A 24,135-nucleotide genomic window follows, 5' to 3' on the forward strand; every position below is an offset into this window, starting at 1 on the left:
TACAGAATTTTTTCTGTCCTTCAATTAAACTTTTAATTTTAAAAAAAGGAATAAGAGGCCGCAGTGCAACCTGCTTATTCCTTGTAAGTTAATTATTCAGCTGAAAAAGAAGCCAGTTCATCTTTTGTAGATGGAACAGTCAGGTCACCATTCTTGATCTTTTCCTGCCATTCTTTAACTGCACCTTCGATTTCTGCTTTAGTAGATACTTCCGGATTGATAGTAGCAAGGCCTACACCGTCTTCAGCCAATCCGTAAGTAGTCGTTTCTCCGCCAGGGAAGCTGCCGTCTTTTGCCTTTGTAGAAAGGTCCTTAACAGCATTGTCTACACGCTTAAGTGCAGATGTAAGGATTACATTGTGCTCTTTGCCATCGATTTCAACTACACCTTCAGCTGTCTGGTCTGAGTCAACACCAATTGCCCAAAGTTCTCTTGCCGGGTCTTTCTTTTTAAGGTCACGAGCTTCCTTGAATAGACCGTTGCCTGTTCCGCCAGCAGCGTGGAAGATTACGTCTACGCCAGAAGAGTACATTTTAGAAGCAATTGTCTGACCTAATTCAGCTTTATCAAATGCTCCAGCATATTGAACTTCTACTTTAATATCAGGGTTTACCGCTTGAACACCAGCAAGGAATCCAGATTCGAATCGCTCGATAACCGGAATCTCCATTCCGCCGATGAAACCGATTTTGTTTTCTTTAGTTGCTTTTGCTGCAGCAACACCTGCAAGGAATGCAGCTTCCTGCTCTTTGAACATGATGCTTGCTACGTTTGGCTGATCAACAACCGCGTCAACGATTCCGAAATGCGCATCCTTTTGCTGCTGGGCAATCTCATTGATTGCACCTTCCATTAAGAATCCGATACCGAAAACAAGATCAAAATCTTGACGAGCTAATGTATTAAGGTTTGTAGAATAGTCAGCATCTGACTGTGATTGAAGATAGTCAAATCCGCCTTTTCCTTTTTCAAGTCCATTCTCTTCACCAAATGCCTGTAATCCTTCCCAGGCAGATTGGTTAAATGATTTATCATCTACACCGCCGACATCTGTTACCATCGCTACAGAGAATGCTTTTTCTTTTTCGTCTCCGCCAGCTGTTTCTCCGCCTTTTTCTTCGCTTTTGCCGCAAGCACCCAGAATCGTTCCAGCAGCAAGAACTAAAGATAGCGCCAATCCGAATTTACGCTTTTTCAAGGTTGGTACCCCCTAAGAAATTGTTTTTGCATTAGCGGAATAATTGTGTTTTCGTATATCCCCCAAAAGCTAGATTCTCTTTCTGAGGACATGGAAACTGAACTTATCAGCTCTGAAATAATTGACCGAATAGAGAATCGGTGTATCCGCTTCATCGAAATGCATCTGCTTTAATACCAGCAATGCAGTTTCAGGGTCACATTCCAGAATAGGTGAAATTTTCTCGTGATAGCCAATAGGCTCGATTTGGGCAACAGCATAGGTGATTTTCCGGTTTGCCTCTTCTTCAAGCATGTTGAGGAGCGACTCTTGTTCGTGGGAAAATGTGTCCGGGAGAATATCCTCAGGAACTTTATCCACACAATAAACGACCGGTTCACCATTTGCAGTTCTCACCCGCTCAATCACGGCAATCTCCTGGTCTAACGAACATGAGAATCTGCGGATATCATCTTCAGTCGGTCCCATAGTTACAGAACTTAAGAAAACGGTTCCCGGCTTCATCCCTGCCTGCAAAATCATATTTGTGACACTATTAAGCTGTTCGATGCCTGATGTGAAAAGCGGCTTTGCATTGACAAAGGTGCCTACACCATGACGGCGGATAATTACGTTTTCTTCTTCAAGAATGCGCAATGCCTCCCTCAGTGTAGCTCTGCTAACACCAAGCTGTTTGGCAAGATCAAATTCAGACGGAAGTTTTTCTTTTTCTTTATAAACTCCATCTTCAATGTCTTGTTTTAATCGATCGATGACTTGCAAATATAAATGCCGGTTATCTGACTTAATAGACATGCAGGGTTCCTCCAACTTCAGTTCTCAAGACATCAGACCTCTGATGTTCAATCATTCCTACTAATCGAAAATACTATAACACTTTTTACCCAATAAAGAAATAGAAATTTATCAATTTGTCGAAAAAAGGTGAAAAGAACAAAATGTTTGTGAATCCCTCTGTACCAATTCCTTTTTTCTGGTATAATACTACTTTGAAAACGATTACATTTAAGATTTCTGCTAAAAAAGTAACTGACAATGAATCCTATTTTGTGATGAGTTTAAAGTACCATACCTCTTCATTTTATGTAAGCGTTTTTAGTAGTATGGCATATTCCCATACCTTTTTTTATTGACGTCATTTTTTTGCCCTATATCTCTCAAATACATTAAAAAATGGCCGTCCGAAGACTGGCCATTTTTTAATGTGTCATTCTTATAAAGTTTAGGAACTTGCTTCTTCCGAAGGCTTGCCCTGCAGCACAGCTCTTGGCTTGCTGCCTTCATATGGACCGACAATGCCCCTTGCTTCCATTTCATCAATCAGCCTTGCAGCTCTGGTATAGCCGATCCTGAATCTCCTTTGAAGCATGGATACAGAAGCAGTCTGCATTTCCAGAATCAATTCAACAGCTTCTTCATAAAGATCATCATCCACTTCTCCTGACGCTTCAGGGATATCCTCTGGAATCATCTCTTCCTGATATTGTGCCTTCTGCTGACCAATGACGAAATCCACGATCTCTTCTACTTCTTCATCAGACAGGAATGCACCCTGTACACGGACTGGCTTGGAAGCACCTACAGGCAGGAAGAGCATATCGCCTCTTCCCAGAAGTTTTTCAGCACCGCCCATATCTAAAATGGTTCTGGAATCCGTCATGGATGAAACGGCAAATGCAATCCTTGATGGTATATTCGCTTTGATCACACCTGTGATAACATCTACTGACGGACGCTGGGTTGCGATGATTAAATGGATGCCCGCTGCCCTTGCCATTTGAGCAAGGCGCGTGATGGCATCTTCGACATCGGAGGACGCTACCATCATTAAATCTGCAAGCTCGTCCACTATAACTACAATGTACGGCAGAAGGGGCTGCTGTGCTTCCTCTTCGGCATTATGCCTTTTTACATACTCATTATAGCCTTCGATATTTCTTGTCCCGGTATGGGAGAAAAGCTCATAGCGCCTTTCCATCTCATTGACGACTTTTTGCAGCGCCTGAGCTGCTTTCTTCGGATTTGTCACTACCGGCGCCAGCAAATGCGGCACCCCGTTATATACATTCAATTCCACCATTTTTGGATCGATCATCATTAATTTTACTTCATGCGGTTTTGCCCTCATCAAAATGCTGGTAATGATTCCGTTAATGCACACACTCTTTCCGCTTCCTGTTGCACCGGCAACAAGAAGATGGGGCATTTTGTTGAGTTCTGCAAGGACAGCCTCTCCGGTAATATCACGGCCAAGCCCGATTAATAGCTTCGAGTCCGGTTTGTCGTTTTGCTTGGATTCAATAACTTCCCTAAGAGAAACCATGGCTACTTCAGAGTTAGGAACTTCTATTCCTATGGCGGATTTTCCGGGAATTGGTGCTTCTATCCGGATATCCTTGGCTGCCAGTGCCAGTGCCAAATCATCATTCAGACTAACGATTTTGCTTACCTTTACCCCAACATCGGGATGAACCTCATATTTTGTAACAGCGGGTCCTAAATGAACCTGTGTCACTCTCGCTTTTACCCCAAAACTCTGAAATGTTCTTTCGAGCTTAGCAGCATTCGCATGGATAAGCTCATACTCACCACTTTGATCCGTCTGCCTTGGCAATTTCAATAGTCTGATTGGCGGCAGCTCATAGTCTTTGTTTTCCACTTCAGTAAACGTAATTGGCGGCGCATTCTCATCCTCCGGTTCAGTCTCTGCTGCTTCCTGAACCTGATTAGAAGCCGCTTCCTGAGGATCCTCCTGATAAGCTCTTTCGGCAAAGCTTGAAATAATCGGTTCTGGCGCCGGTTCAGCAGTATTATTGATGGTAATAACAGTCTCTGGTTCTTCTTCGTGCTGGAGAGCCTGCTGTTCTTCTTCTCTTCTTGACTGTCTTTCTTCTCGTCTTGCCCTGCTTTTTTGTTTCCATTCTTTCATATCATCTATAAAAGCAGCCCATTGTTTTTTACAGAAATTCAGCATTGCGGCCATCATTTTTCCGGCAGCATCTCCGAACGTTTTTCCTGTAATGAGAACGAAACCGATAATAATTAATAAAAAGGCCACAATCTTTGAACCTGCTTCATCAAAAAGATAATAAAACAGTGCGAAAAAATTGCCCCCAGCATTCCGCCGCCTAAATCGGTTGTGCTTGTTTCTCCCCGGACCTCCATCCGGAATAGTTCCCATGTATTGGCTATCACACTTGGATCATCAAACTTCCCGCCATTTGAGAGAAGCTGAAATAATGTGACATGGCTTAACAGCAGCAGGGAGCTGATAATGAGATAAATGCCAATTAATTTTGTGTGGAATAGATAGGGAAGAGATCTCTTCCACATCAGGTAACCTGAAAATATGACTAATCCTATCAGGCTGAGCATGTACCATTCTCCCATAAAGAAACGGAAAAAAGCACGGTTGCTTTGCCGACCGCTCCCAGTTTAGCAATTGATATTACAGCAAGTGCCAGTATGATCAGCGCAATAAGTTCAAATTTCATTGTCCGTTTCAGTGTTTCGCTCTTTTTAGATTTTCTTTTCTTTCTTTTGGCCATTTTATCACCTTATCATTGTTCTTATTAACAGCATCATCAAAAATCCATTATGTAATACATCATGTCTGCTATGAAAGAAGAAGCAGCCATTTTTTGGCTGCTTCTAAAGTTACTTTTATTATATCATATCAATTCTTAATTAAGTTGTTTTTTGAATGTATTTCTCAGCTTAACTGCGTCAAGGTGATCATGGACCCGGGAGTATATCTTTCATCCATATAATGGGAGGGGTCGCTGCTCATGATTCTTAAGATTCGGCATTCCTGTCCTGAGTTCATTTCAACTAAGAGCGGGATTCCTTCATAAGACACAATTTTCTGTTTGCCAAAATCATCCTGCTCATTTTGGTAAATGAGCTCTTGGGGCATCATTGTATAAATGATCATTGAACCATCACTTCTTCTTTAGGTTTATTCATATCTATCAGCTCATTCAGCTTTGCCAGCGCAGGCCCTACCCCGCCAACTTCATCAATCAGGCCATATTCAACAGCATCCCTGCCGACCACGTTTGTCCCAATATCCCTGGTTAGGTTGCCTTTATCAAACATCAGGTCTTTAAATTTCTGTTCGGAAATATTTGAATGCTTTGTTACAAAATTAATAACCCGATCCTGCATTTTATCCATATACTCAAAAGTTTGCGGCACACCGATTACCAGGCCGGTCAGTCTTATAGGGTGGATGGTCATCGTAGCCGTCTCTGCAATAAATGAATAATCGCATGAAACAGCAATAGGCACACCAATGGAATGGCCTCCTCCAAGGACAATGGAGACGGTTGGCTTTGATAAAGATGCCAGCATTTCTGATATTGCCAGTCCGGCTTCCACATCACCGCCTACTGTATTCAAAATGACCAAAAGACCTTCTATCTTTGGGTTTTGCTCAATCGCTACAATTTGAGGAATTAAGTGTTCATATTTTGTTGTTTTATTTTGCGGCGGAAGCTGAAGATGTCCTTCTACTTGTCCGACAATGGTCAGGCAATGAATTTTGGAATCCTGAGACAGCTGAGGCACATTCGTTTGTCCAAGCTGCTGAATCTTCTCCATAAGAGCAGATGGTTTATCCTCTTTTGGCTGTTCTTGCCCTTCCCCGCCCTCATTGCGGTTATTTTTCATATCGTTTTCCATCCTTATTTCTCCCTTCAAGCAATATATTGTTAGTATGAACGCGGGATTCTTTTTCATGCGTTTTATTGCTGAAGACAGAAGGCAAAAAACACAGCCTGGCATGAATTCCAGGCTGTGTTTTATTTGTTATCCCTCCATCAGAATTGGAAGGATCATTGGTCTTCGTTTTGTTTTTTCATACAGATACTGATTCAGGCTGTCACGCATATCCTGCTTAATGCCGGACCAGTCAAAGGATTCTCTGGCAAGGTTTTGCTCTACCGCTTCCTTTACTATTTTTACAGCTTCCTCCAGAAGCTTTTCTGATTCCCTGACATATACAAAACCTCTTGTAATGATTTCAGGGCCAGCTGATATTTTCTTTTCCTTTTTATTAAGAGTGACCACCACTAATAAGATTCCATCCTGCGAAAGCAGCTTTCGATCCCTTAATACGATATTTCCGACGTCGCCGACACCGATTCCATCAATCAGCACATTTCCTGAAGGGATTTTTCCTCCGGGAACGATTACACCATCTTTAATTTCTGCTACATCGCCTTTATCAGGGATGAAAATTTGTCCGCTTGATATTCCGCAGTCCCTGGCAATTTTAGCATGCGCTTTCAGCATACGGTATTCCCCATGAACTGGAATGAAGAATTTCGGACTCATCAGATTAATCATAAATTTAAGTTCTTCCTGGCTGCCATGGCTGGAGGTATTAAAAGTTCCCTTTCCAGGGATGACTTCAGCACCAGCTCTAAACAGCATATCAATCGTTTTAAAAATTAATACCTCTGTTCCCCTTAATGGAGATGCGGCCAGTAAAACGGTATCATCCTTTTTGATATTCACCTGTCTATGAGACTGCTTCGCCATTTTTTGAAGGGCTTCAATCGGCTCCCCCTGATTACCTGTGGTAAGAACAACGATCTGGTCATCACTGTATTTGCTGATTTCAGCGACAGGTATTATCACATCTTCTCCGACCTGCAAATATCCAAGCTGCATGGCAATATCAAAGATCTTTTGCAGACTTCTCCCGACCACTGCCACTTTTCTGCCCGTTTCCATGGCCGCATCAAAAATATGCTGTATGCGGATTAAGTCAGAAGCAAAGGAAGCTGCAATGACTCTCCCCTTAGCAGCATAGAATGCAGCTGTCATCTCTCTGGCCACTTTCGATTCTGAGTTGGTGTACCCCGGCTTTTCTGCTTCTGTACTGTCAGATAGCAGGCAAAGAACCCCCTCTTCCCCTAAGCGCGCCATTTTGCCGATTTCAGGTTTGTATAAGGCAGTCGCTGCCTGATCAAATTTGAAGTCTCCTGTATATACAATCGCACCTTCGGAAGTATGGATAGCCACTCCGACACTATCCGGTATGCTATGGCCAGTCCTGAAAAAAGTTACATCTGCCGAATCAAATTCAACCTTGGTATCTGAATTTATTTCAATAAACTTTGCTTTGCCTCTGTATTCCTGTTCCTTCATTTTGGCTTTGGCCAGCGCCAGAGTCAGCTTTGTCCCATAAACAGGAACATTGACCTTTGTCAGCACATAAGACAGGCCGCCAATATGATCCTCATGCCCATGTGTCAGAAAAATTCCTTTCACTCTTTCCTTGTTTTGAACTAAATATGTAATATCCGGTATCACGATGTCAATTCCGAGCATTTCATTTTCAGGGAACATTAATCCGGCATCGATTACATATATGTCCTCGTCCACCTCTGCCAAATACATATTCTTCCCAAGTTCTCCGACTCCTCCGAGTGCTGCTAGCTTGATGCTTTCATTCTGTCTCTTTTTCAATGTACGTATCCTCCCATGCATGTTCAGCCGATCAAGATCAGTTATCCATATTATACTTGAAGTCATAAAACCATGACAACCAAATTTATACATAGGGCTTAATAGGGCGGGCAAGATACTTTTGCCTTCTCATAAACTTACAGAGTTTCATTGTAGAAAAATGTTGGCTCTGGTTTAGGGTACTTGGAAGACCCATGACGACCATTTCCACTTTCAGCTTTTGATTTTGGGCTTCATGCGGGCTCCATGGCCATTCATCTCAAGACATTATATTTCTGGTTTCATGGAAGCTCGAAAGACGGCTTATTAACAAAAATAAAAACCAACCAGCAAAACACTGGTTGGCAAGCACGGAATTATTTAAATAGGGCAGCAACTGCGCTGCGTTCCTGTTCTGTTAACGGAACCATAGGAAGACGGACGGATCCGACATCCAGCCCTCTAAGCTGCAGCGCTGTTTTTACAGGCACTGGGCTTGGGGCAGCAAAAAGGCCTTCCATGATCGGAAGAATTTTCTGATGGATTTTTGCAGCCTTTTCATTTTCACCATTCAGGTAAGCTGTGATCATTTCCTGCATTTCATTGCCAATCACATGGGAAGCCACAGACACGATTCCAGTTCCCCCAATTGCCATGCATGGAAGAGTAAGGCCGTCATCACCGCTATAAAGCATAAAGTCCTCATCCGTATTGGCAATGATTTTTGCCATAGCATTCAGATCTCCGCTTGCTTCTTTAACTGCCGCAATGTTTGGAATTTCCGAAAGGCGGATGATCGTTTCAGGCAGAATATTGACCGAAGAGCGTCCAGGAATATTGTAAACCATTACTGGGAGGCTCGTGTTTTCTGCAATTGCCTTGAAATGCTGATAAAGCCCTTCCTGATTTGGCTTATTGTAATAAGGTGCAACGATCATGATGGCATCTACACCAATTTGCTCTGCTTTTTTCGTTAATTCAATGGATTCGTACGTATTATTGCTTCCAGTGCCTGCAATTACAGGCACACGTTTGTCAGCCACTTTCACTGCGTGTTTGAATAATGCCAGCTTTTCCTCTTTGGTCAATGTTGGCGACTCGCCGGTAGTTCCGGCAATAACCAATGAATCTGTACCGTTTTCAATAAGATGATTGATAAGCTGTGTTGTTTTAGGGAAATCAATATGTCCCTTATGATCGAATGGCGTTACCATTGCTGTTGATACTCGGCCAAATAGAACCATGTTTACACTCCTTGCAGATGTTTAAAAGACCGGAAGAAACGGGCGGATCTGCCGAATAGGATGCAAATCCGTCGTTAACCGCTGAAGGGCTTTCTTCCCCTTTTTAAACATGATATTTTTCTTAGATTAAATGTCTGTTCTCTCATATTCTGCCAAATCTTCTTCCAGGCGAAAAGCATCGTGCAATGCATTAACAGACTTTATCAAATCTGCCTGCTTCACCAGAACCCATATTGTTGTATGGCTGTCTGCAGATTGCAAGATACGAATTCCCTGCTCGGACAATGCTGTCACAATTCGTGAAGCCACACCAGGAACACCCTGCATTCCTGCACCTACAACCGAAACCTTTGCGCACTCTCTTTCAACCAGTGGATCGTGACCCAGGCCCTTTAGAATACTAATCGCTTTATCAGTCATTTCTTCCGTAACCGTGTAGTTGACGCCATTTGGATATATATTGATAAAGTCGACGCTGATCCCCTGGTTTGCCATCGCTTTAAAGACCTCAGACTGAAGATCATATTGATCTTTCTTCGCAAGAACCTTTATTTGAGTCACATTGGATACGTGGGCAATTCCTGTTACGGAGCGCTCTTTAATATCTGTCCCGCGCCTGTTCTTATTCAAAGTTGTGACAAGTGTTCCGAGACTATCGGAGTATGTTGAGCGGATTCTGATCGGAATCTTGGCCTGCATGGCAATTTCGACAGCACGAGGGTGAATAACCTTAGCACCCTGATACGCCATATTGCAGACTTCCGTATAAGTGACAACTGATAATGGGCGTGCATTTTCGGCTATGCGCGGATCAGCAGTCATGATGCCTTCCACATCAGTAAAGATATCAATCCACTCGGCATTTAGGGCTGCGCCAAGAGCCGCTGCGGAGGTATCACTGCCGCCCCTTCCGATCGTTGTGACATCACCGGTTTTAGAAGAACCCTGAAAACCTGCAACGACGATGACATCTTGATTCTCAAGCTCTTTCAATAGTCTGTCGCACTTCATATCGATAATTTTTGCATTTGTATGATCATTATTTGTTCTAAATCCTGCCTGTGCCCCTGTTAAAGCTGCTGCTGTGATTCCATGTTCATTCAGCATGTTTGAAAAAACGACACTTGAGATGACTTCACCGCAGGATAAAAGCAGATCCGTTTCGCGTTTGCTGATCTTGCTGTTATTGCCTTCTACAAGCGAAAGCAGTGTGTCTGTTGCATAAGGATCGCCTTTTCGGCCCATCGCTGAAACAACAACAACAACCTTATATCCGTCAGCCAGCGCTTTTTTTATGTGCTTAAGCGCATGTTCGCGGCTATTTTCATCGCGAACTGATGTGCCTCCATATTTTTGAACGATGATATTCATTAAAACACCTCTAACCTCTCAACATAAAGAGAATACGTTAACTATTTCACTATTCCAAGTTTAATTAAGCTTTCGGCGATCTGCACGGAATTCCATGCAGCCCCTTTAAGAAGATTATCAGAAACCACCCACATATGGAAGCCTTTATCCTCATCCAAATCTTTGCGGATACGGCCGACAAACACATCATTTTTACCGACACAATCAGCAGGCATTGGGTAAATCTGATTATCCGGATCATCCTGCAGGACAACACCTGGTGCACTTTCAAGAAGGCTCTTTATTTCATTTGCAGCAACGCCGTCTGTATCCACTTCAAAATAAAGGGACTCTGAGTGTCCGGTTGCCACCGGGAGACGCACACATGTAGCAGCCACTTGCAGCCCTGGCATATGCATGATTTTCTTTGTCTCATTGATCATTTTCATTTCTTCAAAAGTGTAGCCATTATCCTGAAACTTATCAATTTGCGGAATCGCATTGAAAGCAATCTGATAGTGTTTTTTATCGCTCTTAACAGGAAGAATTGCAGGCTCATACTCTTCATTATTTATAATGGCTTTTGTCTGCTCATTCAGCTCTTGAACTGCAGCTGCTCCTGAACCTGAAACAGCCTGGTAAGTAGAAACAATCACTTTTTTCAAACCGTATTTTTCTTTAACCGGCTTTAGTGCTACAACCATTTGAATCGTAGAACAGTTTGGATTGGCGATAATGCCATTATGTGTATGAAGGTCGTCTTCATTTACTTCAGGTACGACAAGAGGCACATTTGGATCCATACGGAATGCACTTGTGTTGTCTACCACAATGGCACCATGTTCAACCGCATGTGGAGCAAGTTCCTTGGATACGCTTCCGCCGGCACTGAATAATGCGATGTCCACGCCTTTAAAGCTCTCTGGCTTTGCTTCCTGAACCGTATACTCCTGTCCATTGAATGTTACCTTCGAGCCTGCAGAACGGGCTGATGATAAAAGTGTTAATTCAGAGATTGGAAATTCTCTATTTTCAAGTGTTTGAATCATTTGCTGACCAACTGCACCTGTTGCTCCAACTACCGCGACATGAAATCCTTTTTTCTGTTCCAAATTTCTTTTCCCCTTCCAGTACCATTATATTTTTCTAGCAAAATTAGTTTTTTAGTGAAAAAGCAATATGCCCAAAATTCAATAGAACGGCAGCCAAATACAATTGGCAGCCGTTTTCCTGCCTGATTTTGAAGATGGCAGGCTTCCATTTATATTATCAGCATATTGTCATTACTCCAAGGTGTTAATATTAAATTAAACACAGCTTGGAGGTTGGTTATCTTAATAACCTTTATTCTAACATATTCGTTCACTAAAGGACTAAAAATTTTTGCTAGAAAAAATAGGGGCTAACTTTCGTCTTTATATCTTTCCACTAAAACAGGCTGCAGCTGCTTGCCTTCCATGGCATGAATCACTGTGTCAGATAATGCTGTCATTCTTGCCACCATTGAATTTGGCTTCTTTACAGGATCGTCCTGGCCATATGGAATAAAATAAATATTTTTCGTAGCCATTAGTCTCATTAAGTTTACCCCGTTTAAACCCAATGCATCATTGGTGGATATTCCGAGCACAACTGGTTTGCCGTTTCTTAAAGTTGCCTTTGCTGCCATCAGGACGGGCGAATCGGTCATGGCATTGGCAAATTTGCTCATGGTATTTCCAGTTAGCGGGGCAATCACCATACAATCTAGAGGTATCTTAGGTCCCAGCGGTTCCGCTTTCACAATTGAATCGATCACTTTATTTCCAGTCAGATCTTCAATTCTTTGAACCCAGTCTTCCCCTTTCCCGAATCTAGTCTCAGTGCTCTTTACCGTAAAGGTTACAACCGGAAGCACTTCAGCCCCTGCAAGAACGAGCCTTTCTATTTCCGGAAACACTGCATCGTATGTGCAATGTGATCCTGTTAAACCAAATCCGATTCTTTTTCCTTTCAAACTCATTTTGTATTCCCCTTTCTCTTTTGCAAATCTTCCATAATCAATTGAGAAAGAACATTCGCCAGTATCTGCCCCGCTGTTTTCGGAGCAACGATTCCAGGCAGGCCTGGTGCGAGCAGCGCTTTCACTCCCCGTTTTTCCGCATAGCGAAAATCGGTTCCTCCGGGCTTTGAAGCCAGGTCAATGATAAGCGTATGTGTAGGCATTTTCGAAATGACGGACGCTGTTACAACTAAATGAGGAGCAGTATTTATGCAAATATCAACATCTTTTACAGCATCTTCAATCTCTTTCAGGTTGAATGGGGTAAGACCCATTTCTGTTATCCGGGCAATGTGTTCACTTTTTCTCGCGCCTACTTTTACTTTTGCACCCAGTGCACGAAAGGTTCTTGCTACACTCATTCCAACTCTGCCAAGGCCGATTACGGCTATATTAGATCCATGAATGGTGAAATCAGTATGCTGGATCGCCATCATGATAGTTCCTTCTACTGTTGGAATTGAATTGTAAATGGCTACATCATCTCTTTCAAATAATTGAACAAGACGGCGGTCTGCCGACTTGGTAACTCCTGTTAAATACGAGTTGGTTATGCCGGAATAAACTGTACAGTGTGCTGGAGTCTGCGAGAGAATTTCCTCTTCAAGAGTCACCTTTTCATTGGAAAAAATTGTTTCAATCTGCCCCTCAAGGCCCGTGCCGGGAACAGGCAAAATAATCGCGTCTATATGGGAAAAATCCACTTCATCTATTTTTTCTTTTACCGCACCAGAGAACGCATGATCCAGCTGCTCAAATCCGATTAATGAGAGCTTTGCATCAAGCTCAGTCAGTTTCCGGATGATTTCGAGCTGCCTTGCATCACCGCCGATGACTGCTATTTGGGTTCCTGTCAGCATGCAACACTCACCTTCTTTTTCTTTCTTTTTAAGAAAGCATTTATTTTTGAAGCCAATGACCGCATGACTCCTGGTAAAAAATATCCTCGCACCGGCATCGCCACTATACAACAGCTGCGGCACGAGACAGCAATTGCACAAGCAGATTTATCTTAAACGAAATGTGGCGTTTTTTTGGCCGGCAATTCATCTAATAACCATAAGGGAATTGTTGTATTGAACTACTTCAACATCTTATGTATGAAGGGGGCAATAGGTGAGTTTTCCATTTAAAAGAAAATGGATCAGCGTGGAAAGAAATTTTTAGACATTAAGGAGATGAGATTCCAAAAAACAAAAAGGACCTAATCGGCCCTTCTTTCAAGATTATTCCTGCTGACCATCATTTTCCGGAATATCAATAATGATCATGTCATTGCCTATCTTTCTTATATGCTGCCATGATACCCGAATTTCGTCTCCTTGCCGCTTGAAGCCGAACCACTTTAATGAAGGAATGAGCAATGCCTGGATCTGTCCACTTTTTTCATTTATTTCAAGATCTGTCTGCCCAAGCACCCCAAGCCGTTCCGCACGCTTCACATCCACGATTTCCTTTCCGCTCAGCTCACTTAATCTCATCCTCTGCCCTCCTCTTTTCTCTTTCTCTATATTTTTATCGTTCTGGGAGAAGTTTTAGAAGTCCAAGACAAAAGAAAACAGCCTGCAGAATACAGGCTGTTTCTCTCATGTTGATTTCCGGTTTTGCAATCGGGACACATCAAATTTATTAAAGGTTTTTCGGAAGTTCTCCCTCCGGGCTGATTAAAGCCACAGAGTAATGCTCTGTGAAAATGGAATTCGCCATGTCATTCACGCCTTGCATGGAAACTGCATCGATTTCTTCTACAATTTCATCCATAGAACGATGGCGGCCCAGCAGAAGTTCGTTTTTGCCATTGCGGCTCATTCTGCTGTTTGTACTTTCAAGGCTAAGCATCAAGCTTCCTTTAAGCTGTTCTTTGCTGTTATTCAGCTCTTTATCTGTGATGCCTTCTTTTTTAAGAGTGGCAAGAGTTTCCTGAATCGTATCAAACAGTACATCCAGCTGTTTAGCGCCTGTTCCGCCGTATAGCGTCACTATACCGCTATCCTGGAAGGCAGAATGATAAGAGAAAACAGAATATGCCAATCCTTTTTGTTCCCTGACATCCTGGAATAAGCGGCTGCTCATGCTTCCGCCCAAAATATTATTTAAAACAATCAGATTGTATATATCCTCATGCCCTACCTGCAGCCCCTCGAACCCCAAGCAAAGATGTGCCTGCTCGGTATCCTTTTTACGGGCAAGATGGTTTGAATGGAATTCTGGCTTCTGCTCTGGGCGTTCTCTATTTCCGCCTTCATAGGATCCAAAATATTTTTCTACTTCTTTGATGAAAGACTCATCGATATTTCCGGCAATGGAAATCACAACGTTTTCAGGTGTATAGGTTTCATGCATATACTGCTTTAATGTTTCACCATTAAACGTGGCTAGCGTTCCCTCAGTGCCAAGGATCGGATAGCCAAGAGAGTGGTTCTCATAGATTGCCTTACTCAAAAGATCATGTACAATATCATCAGGCGTGTCTTCATACATTTTGATTTCTTCATAAACAACATTCTTTTCTTTGTTCAGTTCCTCATCCACAAACGTGGAGTTAAAAAACATATCAGAAAGGACTTCAAGAGCAAAGTCAGAATGGGTATCGAGTACTTTTGCGTAATAACATGTATATTCTTTTGAGGTGAATGCGTTCACCTGGCCGCCAATGCTATCAAAGCTCTCGGCAATTTCCCGGGCTGATCTTGTTTTCGTTCCCTTAAAAAACATGTGCTCGAGGAAATGAGAGATTCCATTATTTTCGGGAATCTCGTTTCGTGAACCTGTTCCGATCCATACTCCGATCGCAACAGAACGGACGGTTGGAATGTTTTCTAGTACGACTCTTACTCCGTTTTGGCATGTATATTTCTTGATCAAGTAAATTCCTCCTGTTCTGAAACCCAAAGACATACGTCCATTAGTTTATATTATTATTGTTATTTTTTCCAAAATCCTGATTATTATTTTCCCGATTCTGGATTCTCTTCTCGCTTAACAATTCGGATACAGTTCCAATCTGAAGGTTCTTTTGCTTAAGCCCCGTAATAAGTCTATCGAGTGCTTTTTCGGTGGAGTCAGTAGGGTGCATCAGAATCAGTGCTCCATTATGAACCTTTGATAACACCCTATTTATCAGCACATCCGGGGATGGCTTTTTCCAATCCACTGTATCAACAGTCCACATAACAGTGCCGAGGTTCTTCTCAGCAGCAATCTTCACTGTTTCATCTCTATAGCTGCCGCTTGGAGGAGCAAACCATGTAATGGGCTTACTCAGTTTTTCATCCATCGTGGCTTCAATCACATCATTTGTCTTTTGGATTTCTTCCCTTGTTTTAGCAGAAGAGATCACCTTCATATCCGGATGAGTGTACGAGTGGTTGCCCACTTCATGTCCTGCATCCATAATCATTCTGGCAAGTTCCGGATTATTCTTTACCCATCTTCCTTCAAGAAAGAAACTTGCTGACACATTATGTTCCTTTAAAGTTGCCAGCATACCGGACAAATATTCATTTCCCCATGCCACATTGATAATGAAACTGACCATCGGTTTATCGGGATGGCCTTTATATACAGGTGACGGAGGGAGGTCCTTTAGCTTCACCTTCGGTTCAATTTGTTTAAATACAAGCTTATCTTCATTGAACCTCTTCTCTGATTTCATCTTTTTATAAGATGCCTCAACATCTACTTCAATTCCGTTAAGCCCTGGAATGGCTTTCCATACACGGTCTATTTTTGCATCCTGTGCAGGAATGCTGTATTCATCTTTTTTTGCTGTAATCTCTTCATAAAGTAAATCCTTAGACTTGGAAACAGGTACGGCTCCCGTCTCCTGTTTGAGGCCAGATACATACTGATCAGTAAAAGGATTATTGATAAAAGCAAGTGCCATAACAAACATGATGGCGATATGGATAAACTTTCTCATTCTTCATGCCTCCTTCAATTCATAGTATGATTCAAAGGGACAAGGTAGAACGGAAGCAAATTACAAAGGTATAGGGCAAACGCCCCCATGGATATTCGTATATGTAAAAAGCCAGGGTTTCCCCTGGCTTCTAGGAAATTCAGCCCAGCAAAATGCTTCTCTTCTAAATAGAGGTTAGTATTATTGCTGTGCTTTTTCCTTTTGCTCACGCTGTTCACGCAATACGGCTTTGCGGGAAAGGTTTACGCGGCCTTGCTTATCGATTTCAGTAACTTTTACGAGAAGTTCGTCACCGATGGATACAACATCTTCCACTTTTCCTACACGCTCTTCAGCAAGTTCAGAAATGTGAACCAAACCATCTTTACCGGAGAAGATTTCAACAAATGCACCGAATTTTTCAATTCGTTTCACCTTGCCAAGATACATTTGTCCAACTTCCACTTCACGTACGATATCTTCAATAATCTTCTTCGCTTTTTGATTCATCTCTTCATCTACAGATGAGATGAATACTGTGCCATCTTGTTCGATATCAATCTTAACGCCTGTTTCTTCAATGATCTTATTGATCTGCTTTCCGCTTGGCCCAATGACATCACGGATTTTATCAGGGTTAATTGACATCATCAGAATCTTAGGAGCATATTCAGACAGCTCTTTTCTTGGCTGCCCAATAGTGCTCAGCATGGAATCAAGAATCTGCATGCGGCCTTTTTTCGCCTGCTGCAATGCTTCCTCAAGAATCTCACGAGACAAACCTTCAATTTTAATATCCATTTGCAGGGCAGTAACACCCTTGGATGTACCCGCCACTTTGAAGTCCATGTCACCCAGGTGGTCTTCCATACCCTGAATGTCTGTCAGGATTGAATAATGCTCGCCTGATTTAATAAGACCCATTGCTATACCGGCAACTGGCGCTTTAATAGGCACACCTGCATCCATCATTGCCAATGTACTTGCACAAATACTTGCCTGTGATGTTGAACCATTGGACTCTAATACCTCTGATACTAGACGGATTGTATAAGGGAAATCCTTTTCAGATGGAATGATCGGCTCAAGAGCGCGTTCTCCAAGAGCTCCATGTCCGATTTCGCGGCGTCCTGGCCCTCTAATTGGCCCAGTTTCACCTACACTGAAGTTAGGGAAATTGTAGTGGTGCATGAATCTCTTTTCTTCTTCAATGCCCAGACCATCAAGAATCTGTACATCTCCAAGAGCTCCTAATGTACAAATGCTCAGAGCCTGAGTTTGTCCGCGTGTAAACAAACCGGAACCATGTGTGCGCGGCAGAAGGCCTACCTCTGATGATAGCGGGCGGATAACATCCAATCCGCGTCCATCCGGGCGAACTTTATCTTCTGTGATTAGACGCCTCACTTCAGCTTTAACAATTTTATCAAGAATCTGCCTGATTTGCTTCAGCTTGTCATCGTCTGCTTCTTCACCTTCATATTTAGCTGTAATTTGTTCTTTAACGGCTTTAATGGCAGCTTCTCGGGCATGCTTCTCCTGCACCTGGATAGCTTGAATCATATCTTTCTCACAGATGCCGCGTACTTCAGCCTCAAGGTCCTGATCAACCTGGTATAGAACAATTTCCATTTTCTCTTTGCCGATTTCAGACGCAATTTCTTCCTGGAAAGCAATAAGGCGTTTGATTTCCTCATGGCCAAACATAATCGCCTCAAGCATTGTTTCTTCAGGCACTTCATCTGCACCTGCTTCTACCATGTTAATTGCATCTTTTGTACCGGCTACAACCAGGCTGATATCGCTCTTTTCAGCCTGATCCACAGATGGATTAATGATGAATTCTCCATCGATGCGCCCTACGCTGACCCCTGCAATCGGTCCGCCGAATGGAATATCCGACACAGAAAGAGCTAATGATGACCCAAACATTGCAGCCATTTCAGATGAGCAGTTTTGATCCACACTCATCACCATGCTTACAACCTGTACATCATTTCTGAAACCGTCAGCGAATAATGGACGGATTGGCCTGTCAATCAAGCGGCTGGCCAAAATCGCTTTTTCACTTGGACGTCCCTCTCTCTTAATAAACCCGCCGGGAATCTTACCAACAGCATATAAACGTTCTTCATAGTTAACTGTCAGCGGAAAGAAATCCAGATTTTTCGGTTCTTTTGATGCTGTAGCAGTACTTAATACTACAGTATCGCCATAGCGCACTAAAACTGCACCGTTAGCCTGTTTTGCAAGCTGGCCAATCTCAACGGTCAATTTGCGCCCAGCCCACTCAAGGCTGTAGACATGTTTATCTTGTCCCATATTTGTACCCCTCTCTGCTTTCACTTAAGGACAGGCGTCTATTCTGCCTGGTCCGTTCAATTGTTATTTATCCTGCATTAGCTGCAGATAATCCTGCCATGACATCAGCATAGACTGATATCCTCTGCATTGCCAGCAGTCCAGTTTTATATAAAAGCATGAAATGCTCTTTAATCATAATAAAATTAGGCATCTTATAGTATGCACAATTTTTCCGTTTGCTAAAATAAGAATAACTTATGTATGTACATGATTAGGAACAAAATTCAAGTTTTTAAAGCTAATAAAAAAGCGGGAAAAAATCCCGCTTCTGTTGATTATCGACGTAAGCCAAGCTTATTAATTAACTCACGGTAACGAGCAACGTCTTTGTTGCGAAGGTAAGTTAATAGGTTACGGCGCTTACCAACCATTTTCAAAAGACCGCGACGTGAATGGTGGTCTTTCTTGTGAGTACGTAAATGGTCGTTCAAATTGTTGATTTCTTCAGTAAGGACAGCGATTTGAACTTCTGGAGATCCAGTGTCGCTTTCATGAGTTTTGAACTCATTGATTAGCTCATTTTTACGTTCTTTAGTGATTGCCATCCGGTTCACCTCCTAAATTTTCAATCCCCTGTTACTGAGCAAGCGTCGGTGACTCGACTTGCCAAGCAAAGGTTCATTTGGTACGTTACTTAGAATACAACTTTTTATGACAAAAAGCAAGGCTAAACCCTGTTTTTCTCAAAATATTGCTCAGTCTGCTGTTTATCCTTCGCAATTTGGGCGATTAATTCCTGAACGCCAGCAAATTTCCTTTCGTTTCTAAGATGTTTATGCCATTCAACCGTAACTTTCCTGCCATAAATATCTGAAGAGAAATCAAAAATATGGACTTCAACCGATGGCCTATCCCCCTTTTCCTTATTAAAGGTAGGTTTGTAGCCAACATTGCATACCCCTTCATACCAGCTGCCATCTACTAAGAATCTCACAGCATATACACCTGGCGGTGGGATGATACAGTCATCCGAAACATCCACGTTCGCAGTAGGAAAGCCGATTGTACGGCCCCTCTTATCGCCATGGATAACGGTACCTGATGTTTTATAATATCTTCCTAAAAGGTCGGGAAGCTCAGCTGTTTTCCCTTCCCGGATGTATTTCCTTATAAGCGTAGAGCTGATTTTTTCGTCTTCTTTTGCAAGCTTTGCAACGACCGAATAATCAAATTGATCCCTTGAATGGAACAATAGTGTTTCCATTGTACCGCGCCCCATTCTCCCATAGGAATAATCAAAGCCTGCTACAACATGCTTTGCATTAAGACCAATCAGGTATTGATCAACAAACTCCTGCGGCAGGAGATTTGCAAACTCCCTTGTAAAATTGATGATAAACAAATAATCTATGCCCAAATCAGCCATGATAGCAATTTTATCCTCAAGAGGCGTAATATACTCCACATGCTGAACGCTTTTCCCCAAAACAACCGATGGATGCGGGTCAAATGTCATAACAGCACTTTTTAATCCTTTTTGTTCCGCTATTGATTTTGCTTCACGGATGACTTTCTGGTGACCCAGATGAACACCATCAAAATATCCAAGTGCTATTGCCATTTCAGGCAATACGGTTCTATCCATTCGATGGGGATGATTTATATGAATAACTTCCATATTATTGATTCACCTTTTTCTACAGAGCCTGGACCTATAAAAATGCACAGCTTTTTAACGAGTGCTTATTGATCATTTCTTAACACCTTTACTGGCTTCATCATCCCAGGTTTGCGCGGATGATGCTCATAGATAGCCAGCACGAGGCCTGCCTCTGTTTCCACTGCAATTGGCCCTTTAGTGTTATGCAAATGATCAGGGATAGTTAATACAGCCCCATTTTTTACTTTCTCTGCTACTTTATCACTTATTTGAAATTTCGGCAAATGAGAAAGCGCGGCTTCCATAGGACGAAGAACCTCGTCCATTGTCCCCTTCTCCACTCTTTCTTCTATTTCTTCAAAAGTCAGGCAATCATCAAGTGTCAATGAGGCAGACTGGATTCTGACCAGCTCAGACATATGAGCAGGGTATCCCAGTTCACTTCCAATCATGACAGCAAGAGTACGTATATATGTTCCTTTGCTGCAGGCTACACGGAAACGGAAGGTAATATTCTCACCCTCAAACATTTTTCTGCCATCGAGCAGTTCGATAGAGTAAATAGTAACTTTCCTGGACGGTCGTTCTACTTCTATTCCCTGTCTTGCATATTCATAGAGGCGTTTCCCATTCACTTTTACTGCTGAAAACATAGGAGGTGTCTGAGTAATTTCCCCGGTCAGACTTTGAAGTGCATCCATTATTTGATTTCTGGCAATAGGTGCTGTAACATCTTTTCTCTCCACGACTTCTCCTGATGCATCTTCTGTTGTCGTAGAAAAGCCTATTGTGACTTCTCCCTCATATGACTTTCCAGCATCTGTTATGTATTCAGCCACCTTTGTTGCCCTCCCAAGGCAGATTGGGAGTACACCAGTTACGTCTGGATCGAGTGTGCCAGTGTGGCCGATTTTTTTCATCCGCAAAATCTTCCGAAGCTTAAAGACACAATCATGGGATGTCATTCCTTTAGGTTTAAAAAGCGGCAAAATTCCTTCCATATCATGTACCACCTTGTCTTGTAATTAGAAAAAAATGGATAGACAAAATGTCTATCCATTCCATTATTCTTCTTCATTGGAGCGATCCTCATCTTTGGAACGGCCTTCGTCCTGAATTTGATGGAGCAATGATTCTATACGGTTTCCGTAGTCGATTGATTCATCAAATTCGAAAAGAATTTCCGGCGTTTTTCTCAGCCGGATTCGCTGGCCAATTTCAGATCGGATAAAGCCTTTTGCTTTAGCCAGACCCCGAAGCGTATTTTCCCTTTGTTCCTCATCACCCAGAACTGAGATAAATACGGTTGCCTGCTGGAGATCCCCAGTAACTTGAACATCGGTAACTGTTACAAATCCAACCCGCGGGTCCTTTATTTTCCTGCCGATGATTTCGCCCAGTTCTTTTTTCATTTGTTCTCCAACTCGATTTGCTCTAAGGCTCATTCTATATCACCTCTTCTTAAAGCCACTCTAAATCTGTAATTGTCCGTTCTATTTCCGGGAACGAATCAATCATCTTAAGCGCATTTTGCAGCTCGTGTTCCGTTGAAACCTGGGTGGACGAAACGGCCACAATGGCAATTTTTGTCCGCTGCCATAGGTCCTGATAGTCCACCTCAGATACAGATACATTGTATCTTTGCTTCAGCCGGGTGAGAATCCGCTGCAAAACAGCCCGTTTCTCTTTCAAAGAATGTGTGTCATAAATGATACATTCACAGGCTGCAAGCCCAATTATCATTAACGTTCCACTTCTTCCATAATATATGCTTCGATAACGTCGCCTTCTTTAACGTCATTGAAGTTTTTGATGGTAATACCGCATTCATAGCCTTGAGCTACTTCTTTAGCGTCATCTTTGAATCGCTTAAGAGCATCAACTTCCCCTTCAAAAATAACAACTCCATCGCGGATTAAGCGGACACCGCTGTCACGAGTGATTTTTCCGTCTGTGACATACGAACCTGCAATGGTACCGATTTTTGAAACTTTGAATGTCTGGCGTACTTCGGCCTGGCCGATGATTTTTTCTTCGAACTCAGGGTCAAGCATACCCTGCATCGCCAGTTCAATTTCCTCAATTACTTTGTAGATGATGCGGTGCAGACGGATATCCACATCTTCAGCTTCTGCTGCACGTTTTGCATTATTGTCAGGACGTACATTAAATCCGATGACAATAGCATTGAAAGCTGCAGCTAAAGTGATGTCAGACTCATTAATGGCACCGACACCTGTATGAAGGATACGAACATTAACACCCTCTACATCTATTTTATGAAGCGCAGCAGTTAATGCTTCCGCTGAACCTTGAACATCCGCTTTAACAACGATGTTTAAGTCTTTCATTTCCCCTTGTTTCATATGTTCAAACAAGTTATCAAGACTTACGCGTGTTTTTTCGTTTCTTTGGGCCTGTAATGCCTGCTGGGCACGAGCTTCACCAATCTGGCGGGCTGTCTTTTCATCATCAAGTACAGCAAAGCGGTCACCAGCTTGAGGAACATCGTTAAGACCTGTAATTTCAACAGGTGTTGAAGGTCCGGCAGTTTTCACCCGGCGGCCAAGATCATTAACCATTGCACGGACACGTCCAAATGTGTTGCCGACAACGATTGGATCTCCTACTTTCAATGTACCGTTTTGCACAAGCAGAGTCGCAACTGAACCGCGTCCTTTGTCAAGCTGTGCTTCGATAACTGTACCAACGGCATTGCGGTCAGGATTAGCCTTGTATTCTTCCACTTCACCTACAAGAAGAATCATTTCAAGCAGTTCATCAATTCCATCGCCTTTTATAGCAGAGATTGGAACAAAAATTGTGTCTCCGCCCCATGCCTCAGGAACTAGGTTATGTTCAGTCAGTTCCTGCATGACACGGTCAGGATTTGCTGCTTCCTTATCCATTTTGTTAACAGCCACAATGATTGGCACTTCTGCTGCTTTTGCATGGTTGATTGCTTCAACCGTTTGCGGCATAACACCATCATCTGCTGCAACAACGAGAATTGTAATATCGGTAATTTTCGCACCGCGGGCACGCATAGTCGTAAACGCTGCGTGTCCAGGAGTATCAAGGAAGGTTATCTTTTTGCCGTTCTCTTCAACTTGATAAGCTCCGATATGCTGTGTGATCCCGCCAGCTTCTCCCGCTGTTACTTTCGTGTTGCGGATGGAGTCTAGCAATGTTGTTTTACCATGGTCAACGTGTCCCATGATGGTTACAACAGATGGACGTTCCACTAGTTCGGCATTTTCATCTTCTGTGAAGTATACTTCAAGATCGGTTGTATCAACCAGCACCTCTTCTTCTACTTCTACACCATATTCACCTGCAATCAGCTCAATGGCATCTTTGTCAAGATCCTGGTTAATGGTTGCCATAACACCCAGCATGAATAACTTTTTAATGATTTCAGAAGGTTCGCGGTGAAGCTTCTTTGCCAGTTCCGCTACAGTCAGTGATTCGCTGAAAGTAATTTTTGAAGGAAGCTCCTTCACTTTTTTAGGAGCTGGGGCCACAAAAGTCTGCTGCTGTTTGCCTTTGTTGTTTTTATTCTTATTGTTGTTTCGGTTATTGTTTCGGTTGTTGTTATTGTTGCTTCTATTGTTGTTATTATTGTTTCTATTGTTGTTGTTATTGCCCCGGTTATTGCTGGACTGGCTGCCCTGCCCCTGGTTTCTGTTTTCACCTGGTTTATTCTGGGGCTTGCCTTTAACAGCTGTTGAACTGGCAGCACTATTATTTGAAGCTGGTTTTTGATTCCCTTGCGGTTTTTGCTGGTTTTGAGGTTTGCTCTGTTTTTGAGACTGGCTGTCATTCTTGATAAAGATGCCGTCAAGTTTCTGGACTGCAGCCGGCTCAATCGTAGTCATATGATTGGAAACCTCAATATTCATGTCTTTTAATTTTGTAATAACATCCTTGCTTGAAATGTTATGTTTTTTCGCATATTCATATACGCGCATTTTACTCAT

Annotated in this window: 23 protein-coding genes; all 23 read right to left on the reverse strand. The window is 42.6% G+C overall.

The genetic code is table 11. The annotated features are described in order from the left end of the window. Nucleotides 1-92: 92 nt before the first annotated feature. Entirely contained in the window at nt 93-1,199 is a 1,107-nt protein-coding gene (locus tag M5V91_RS11655; RefSeq protein ID WP_009330682.1) for a BMP family lipoprotein, read from the reverse strand. A 69-nt stretch (nt 1,200-1,268) separates the two neighbouring features. Beyond that, entirely contained in the window at nt 1,269-1,994 is a 726-nt protein-coding gene (locus tag M5V91_RS11660) for a GntR family transcriptional regulator (protein WP_009330683.1), read from the reverse strand. 427 nt (nt 1,995-2,421) lie between these two features. Continuing rightward, on the reverse strand, nt 2,422-4,257 hold the full coding sequence (locus M5V91_RS11665; protein WP_439649966.1) for a DNA translocase FtsK: 1,836 nt from the start codon (nt 4,255-4,257) through the stop codon (nt 2,422-2,424). Beyond that, nucleotides 4,242-4,574: a hypothetical protein gene (locus M5V91_RS30960; protein ID WP_439649967.1), complete on the reverse strand. Its 333-nt coding sequence runs from the start codon at nt 4,572-4,574 to the stop codon at nt 4,242-4,244. Before M5V91_RS30960 ends, M5V91_RS11665 begins: the two co-directional genes overlap by 16 nt. Further along, a complete protein-coding gene (locus M5V91_RS30965) occupies nt 4,562-4,747 on the reverse strand; it encodes a hypothetical protein (protein WP_439649968.1) in 186 nt (61 codons plus the stop codon). The genes M5V91_RS30960 and M5V91_RS30965 overlap by 13 nt, the downstream gene beginning before the upstream one ends. 164 nt (nt 4,748-4,911) lie before the next feature. Next, the gene (locus tag M5V91_RS11670; protein WP_019381792.1) at nt 4,912-5,133 is read right to left on the reverse strand and encodes a YlzJ-like family protein; all 222 of its coding nucleotides are present in this window, start codon (nt 5,131-5,133) and stop codon (nt 4,912-4,914) included. Beyond that, entirely contained in the window at nt 5,130-5,882 is a 753-nt protein-coding gene (locus tag M5V91_RS11675; protein WP_019381791.1) for a ClpP family protease, read from the reverse strand. Before M5V91_RS11675 ends, M5V91_RS11670 begins: the two co-directional genes overlap by 4 nt. 126 nt (nt 5,883-6,008) lie before the next feature. Then, nucleotides 6,009-7,676: a ribonuclease J gene (locus M5V91_RS11680; protein ID WP_019381790.1), complete on the reverse strand. Its 1,668-nt coding sequence runs from the start codon at nt 7,674-7,676 to the stop codon at nt 6,009-6,011. 356 nt (nt 7,677-8,032) lie between these two features. Next, a complete protein-coding gene (gene dapA, locus M5V91_RS11685; RefSeq protein ID WP_009330688.1) occupies nt 8,033-8,899 on the reverse strand; it encodes a 4-hydroxy-tetrahydrodipicolinate synthase in 867 nt (288 codons plus the stop codon). A gap of 126 nt (nt 8,900-9,025) precedes the next feature. After that, nucleotides 9,026-10,270: an aspartate kinase gene (gene dapG / locus M5V91_RS11690; protein ID WP_009330689.1), complete on the reverse strand. Its 1,245-nt coding sequence runs from the start codon at nt 10,268-10,270 to the stop codon at nt 9,026-9,028. Nucleotides 10,271-10,311: 41 nt separating this feature from the next. Continuing rightward, entirely contained in the window at nt 10,312-11,361 is a 1,050-nt protein-coding gene (asd, locus tag M5V91_RS11695; protein WP_019381789.1) for an aspartate-semialdehyde dehydrogenase, read from the reverse strand. A gap of 290 nt (nt 11,362-11,651) precedes the next feature. Continuing rightward, nucleotides 11,652-12,251, reverse strand: coding sequence for a dipicolinate synthase subunit B (dpaB, locus tag M5V91_RS11700; RefSeq protein ID WP_019381787.1), 600 nt, complete (start codon nt 12,249-12,251; stop codon nt 11,652-11,654). Then, complete coding sequence (gene dpaA, locus M5V91_RS11705; RefSeq protein WP_009330693.1) at nt 12,248-13,150, reverse strand: dipicolinic acid synthetase subunit A; 903 nt, start codon at nt 13,148-13,150, stop codon at nt 12,248-12,250. Before dpaA ends, dpaB begins: the two co-directional genes overlap by 4 nt. 366 nt (nt 13,151-13,516) lie before the next feature. After that, nucleotides 13,517-13,771, reverse strand: a complete 255-nt coding sequence (locus tag M5V91_RS11710; RefSeq protein WP_009330694.1) for a YlmC/YmxH family sporulation protein — start codon at nt 13,769-13,771, stop codon at nt 13,517-13,519. Between the two features lie 148 nt (nt 13,772-13,919). Then, the gene (locus tag M5V91_RS11715) at nt 13,920-15,155 is read right to left on the reverse strand and encodes a M16 family metallopeptidase (RefSeq protein ID WP_251175176.1); all 1,236 of its coding nucleotides are present in this window, start codon (nt 15,153-15,155) and stop codon (nt 13,920-13,922) included. Between the two features lie 40 nt (nt 15,156-15,195). Next, complete coding sequence (locus M5V91_RS11720) at nt 15,196-16,212, reverse strand: polysaccharide deacetylase family protein (RefSeq protein ID WP_251175175.1); 1,017 nt, start codon at nt 16,210-16,212, stop codon at nt 15,196-15,198. A 180-nt stretch (nt 16,213-16,392) separates the two neighbouring features. Continuing rightward, nucleotides 16,393-18,513, reverse strand: coding sequence for a polyribonucleotide nucleotidyltransferase (gene pnp / locus M5V91_RS11725; RefSeq protein WP_009330697.1), 2,121 nt, complete (start codon nt 18,511-18,513; stop codon nt 16,393-16,395). A 317-nt stretch (nt 18,514-18,830) separates the two neighbouring features. After that, nucleotides 18,831-19,100 (reverse strand): 30S ribosomal protein S15, encoded by a 270-nt coding sequence (gene rpsO / locus M5V91_RS11730; RefSeq protein WP_009330698.1) that lies wholly within the window; start codon nt 19,098-19,100, stop codon nt 18,831-18,833. A 122-nt stretch (nt 19,101-19,222) separates the two neighbouring features. Then, nucleotides 19,223-20,173 carry a bifunctional riboflavin kinase/FAD synthetase gene (gene ribF / locus M5V91_RS11735; RefSeq protein WP_217025427.1) on the reverse strand — a complete coding sequence of 317 codons (951 nt, stop codon included), beginning with the start codon at nt 20,171-20,173 and terminating at the stop codon, nt 19,223-19,225. Nucleotides 20,174-20,238: 65 nt separating this feature from the next. Further along, on the reverse strand, nt 20,239-21,156 hold the full coding sequence (gene truB / locus M5V91_RS11740; protein ID WP_009330700.1) for a tRNA pseudouridine(55) synthase TruB: 918 nt from the start codon (nt 21,154-21,156) through the stop codon (nt 20,239-20,241). Nucleotides 21,157-21,219: 63 nt separating this feature from the next. Beyond that, nucleotides 21,220-21,600, reverse strand: a complete 381-nt coding sequence (gene rbfA, locus M5V91_RS11745) for a 30S ribosome-binding factor RbfA (RefSeq protein ID WP_009330701.1) — start codon at nt 21,598-21,600, stop codon at nt 21,220-21,222. A gap of 16 nt (nt 21,601-21,616) precedes the next feature. Then, nucleotides 21,617-21,898: a DUF503 domain-containing protein gene (locus M5V91_RS11750; protein WP_009330702.1), complete on the reverse strand. Its 282-nt coding sequence runs from the start codon at nt 21,896-21,898 to the stop codon at nt 21,617-21,619. Further along, a complete protein-coding gene (infB, locus tag M5V91_RS11755) occupies nt 21,898-24,135 on the reverse strand; it encodes a translation initiation factor IF-2 (protein ID WP_009330703.1) in 2,238 nt (745 codons plus the stop codon). The genes M5V91_RS11750 and infB overlap by 1 nt, the downstream gene beginning before the upstream one ends.

This window comes from Cytobacillus pseudoceanisediminis (assembly GCF_023516215.1).
GTDB classification, from domain to species: Bacteria; Bacillota; Bacilli; order Bacillales; family Cytobacillaceae; genus Cytobacillus; species Cytobacillus pseudoceanisediminis.

Coding starts and splice junctions, on each gene's coding strand:
- rpsO (WP_009330698.1), bottom strand. CDS start 19,100: ATGGCAATCACTAAAGAACGTAAAAATGAGCTAATCAATGAGTTCAAA.
- M5V91_RS11720 (WP_251175175.1), bottom strand. CDS start 16,212: ATGAGAAAGTTTATCCATATCGCCATCATGTTTGTTATGGCACTTGCT.
- rbfA (WP_009330701.1), bottom strand. CDS start 21,600: ATGAGCCTTAGAGCAAATCGAGTTGGAGAACAAATGAAAAAAGAACTG.
- dapG (WP_009330689.1), bottom strand. CDS start 10,270: ATGAATATCATCGTTCAAAAATATGGAGGCACATCAGTTCGCGATGAA.
- truB (WP_009330700.1), bottom strand. CDS start 21,156: ATGGAAGGAATTTTGCCGCTTTTTAAACCTAAAGGAATGACATCCCAT.
- dpaB (WP_019381787.1), bottom strand. CDS start 12,251: ATGAGTTTGAAAGGAAAAAGAATCGGATTTGGTTTAACAGGATCACAT.
- M5V91_RS11750 (WP_009330702.1), bottom strand. CDS start 21,898: ATGATAATTGGGCTTGCAGCCTGTGAATGTATCATTTATGACACACAT.
- M5V91_RS11675 (WP_019381791.1), bottom strand. CDS start 5,882: ATGGAAAACGATATGAAAAATAACCGCAATGAGGGCGGGGAAGGGCAA.
- M5V91_RS11710 (WP_009330694.1), bottom strand. CDS start 13,771: ATGAGATTAAGTGAGCTGAGCGGAAAGGAAATCGTGGATGTGAAGCGT.
- dapA (WP_009330688.1), bottom strand. CDS start 8,899: ATGGTTCTATTTGGCCGAGTATCAACAGCAATGGTAACGCCATTCGAT.
- dpaA (WP_009330693.1), bottom strand. CDS start 13,150: ATGCTGACAGGAACCCAAATAGCAGTCATCGGCGGTGATGCAAGGCAG.
- infB (WP_009330703.1), bottom strand. CDS start 24,135: ATGAGTAAAATGCGCGTATATGAATATGCGAAAAAACATAACATTTCA.
- M5V91_RS11660 (WP_009330683.1), bottom strand. CDS start 1,994: ATGTCTATTAAGTCAGATAACCGGCATTTATATTTGCAAGTCATCGAT.
- M5V91_RS30965 (WP_439649968.1), bottom strand. CDS start 4,747: ATGGCCAAAAGAAAGAAAAGAAAATCTAAAAAGAGCGAAACACTGAAA.
- M5V91_RS11670 (WP_019381792.1), bottom strand. CDS start 5,133: ATGATCATTTATACAATGATGCCCCAAGAGCTCATTTACCAAAATGAG.
- ribF (WP_217025427.1), bottom strand. CDS start 20,173: ATGGAAGTTATTCATATAAATCATCCCCATCGAATGGATAGAACCGTA.
- M5V91_RS30960 (WP_439649967.1), bottom strand. CDS start 4,574: ATGCTCAGCCTGATAGGATTAGTCATATTTTCAGGTTACCTGATGTGG.
- pnp (WP_009330697.1), bottom strand. CDS start 18,513: ATGGGACAAGATAAACATGTCTACAGCCTTGAGTGGGCTGGGCGCAAA.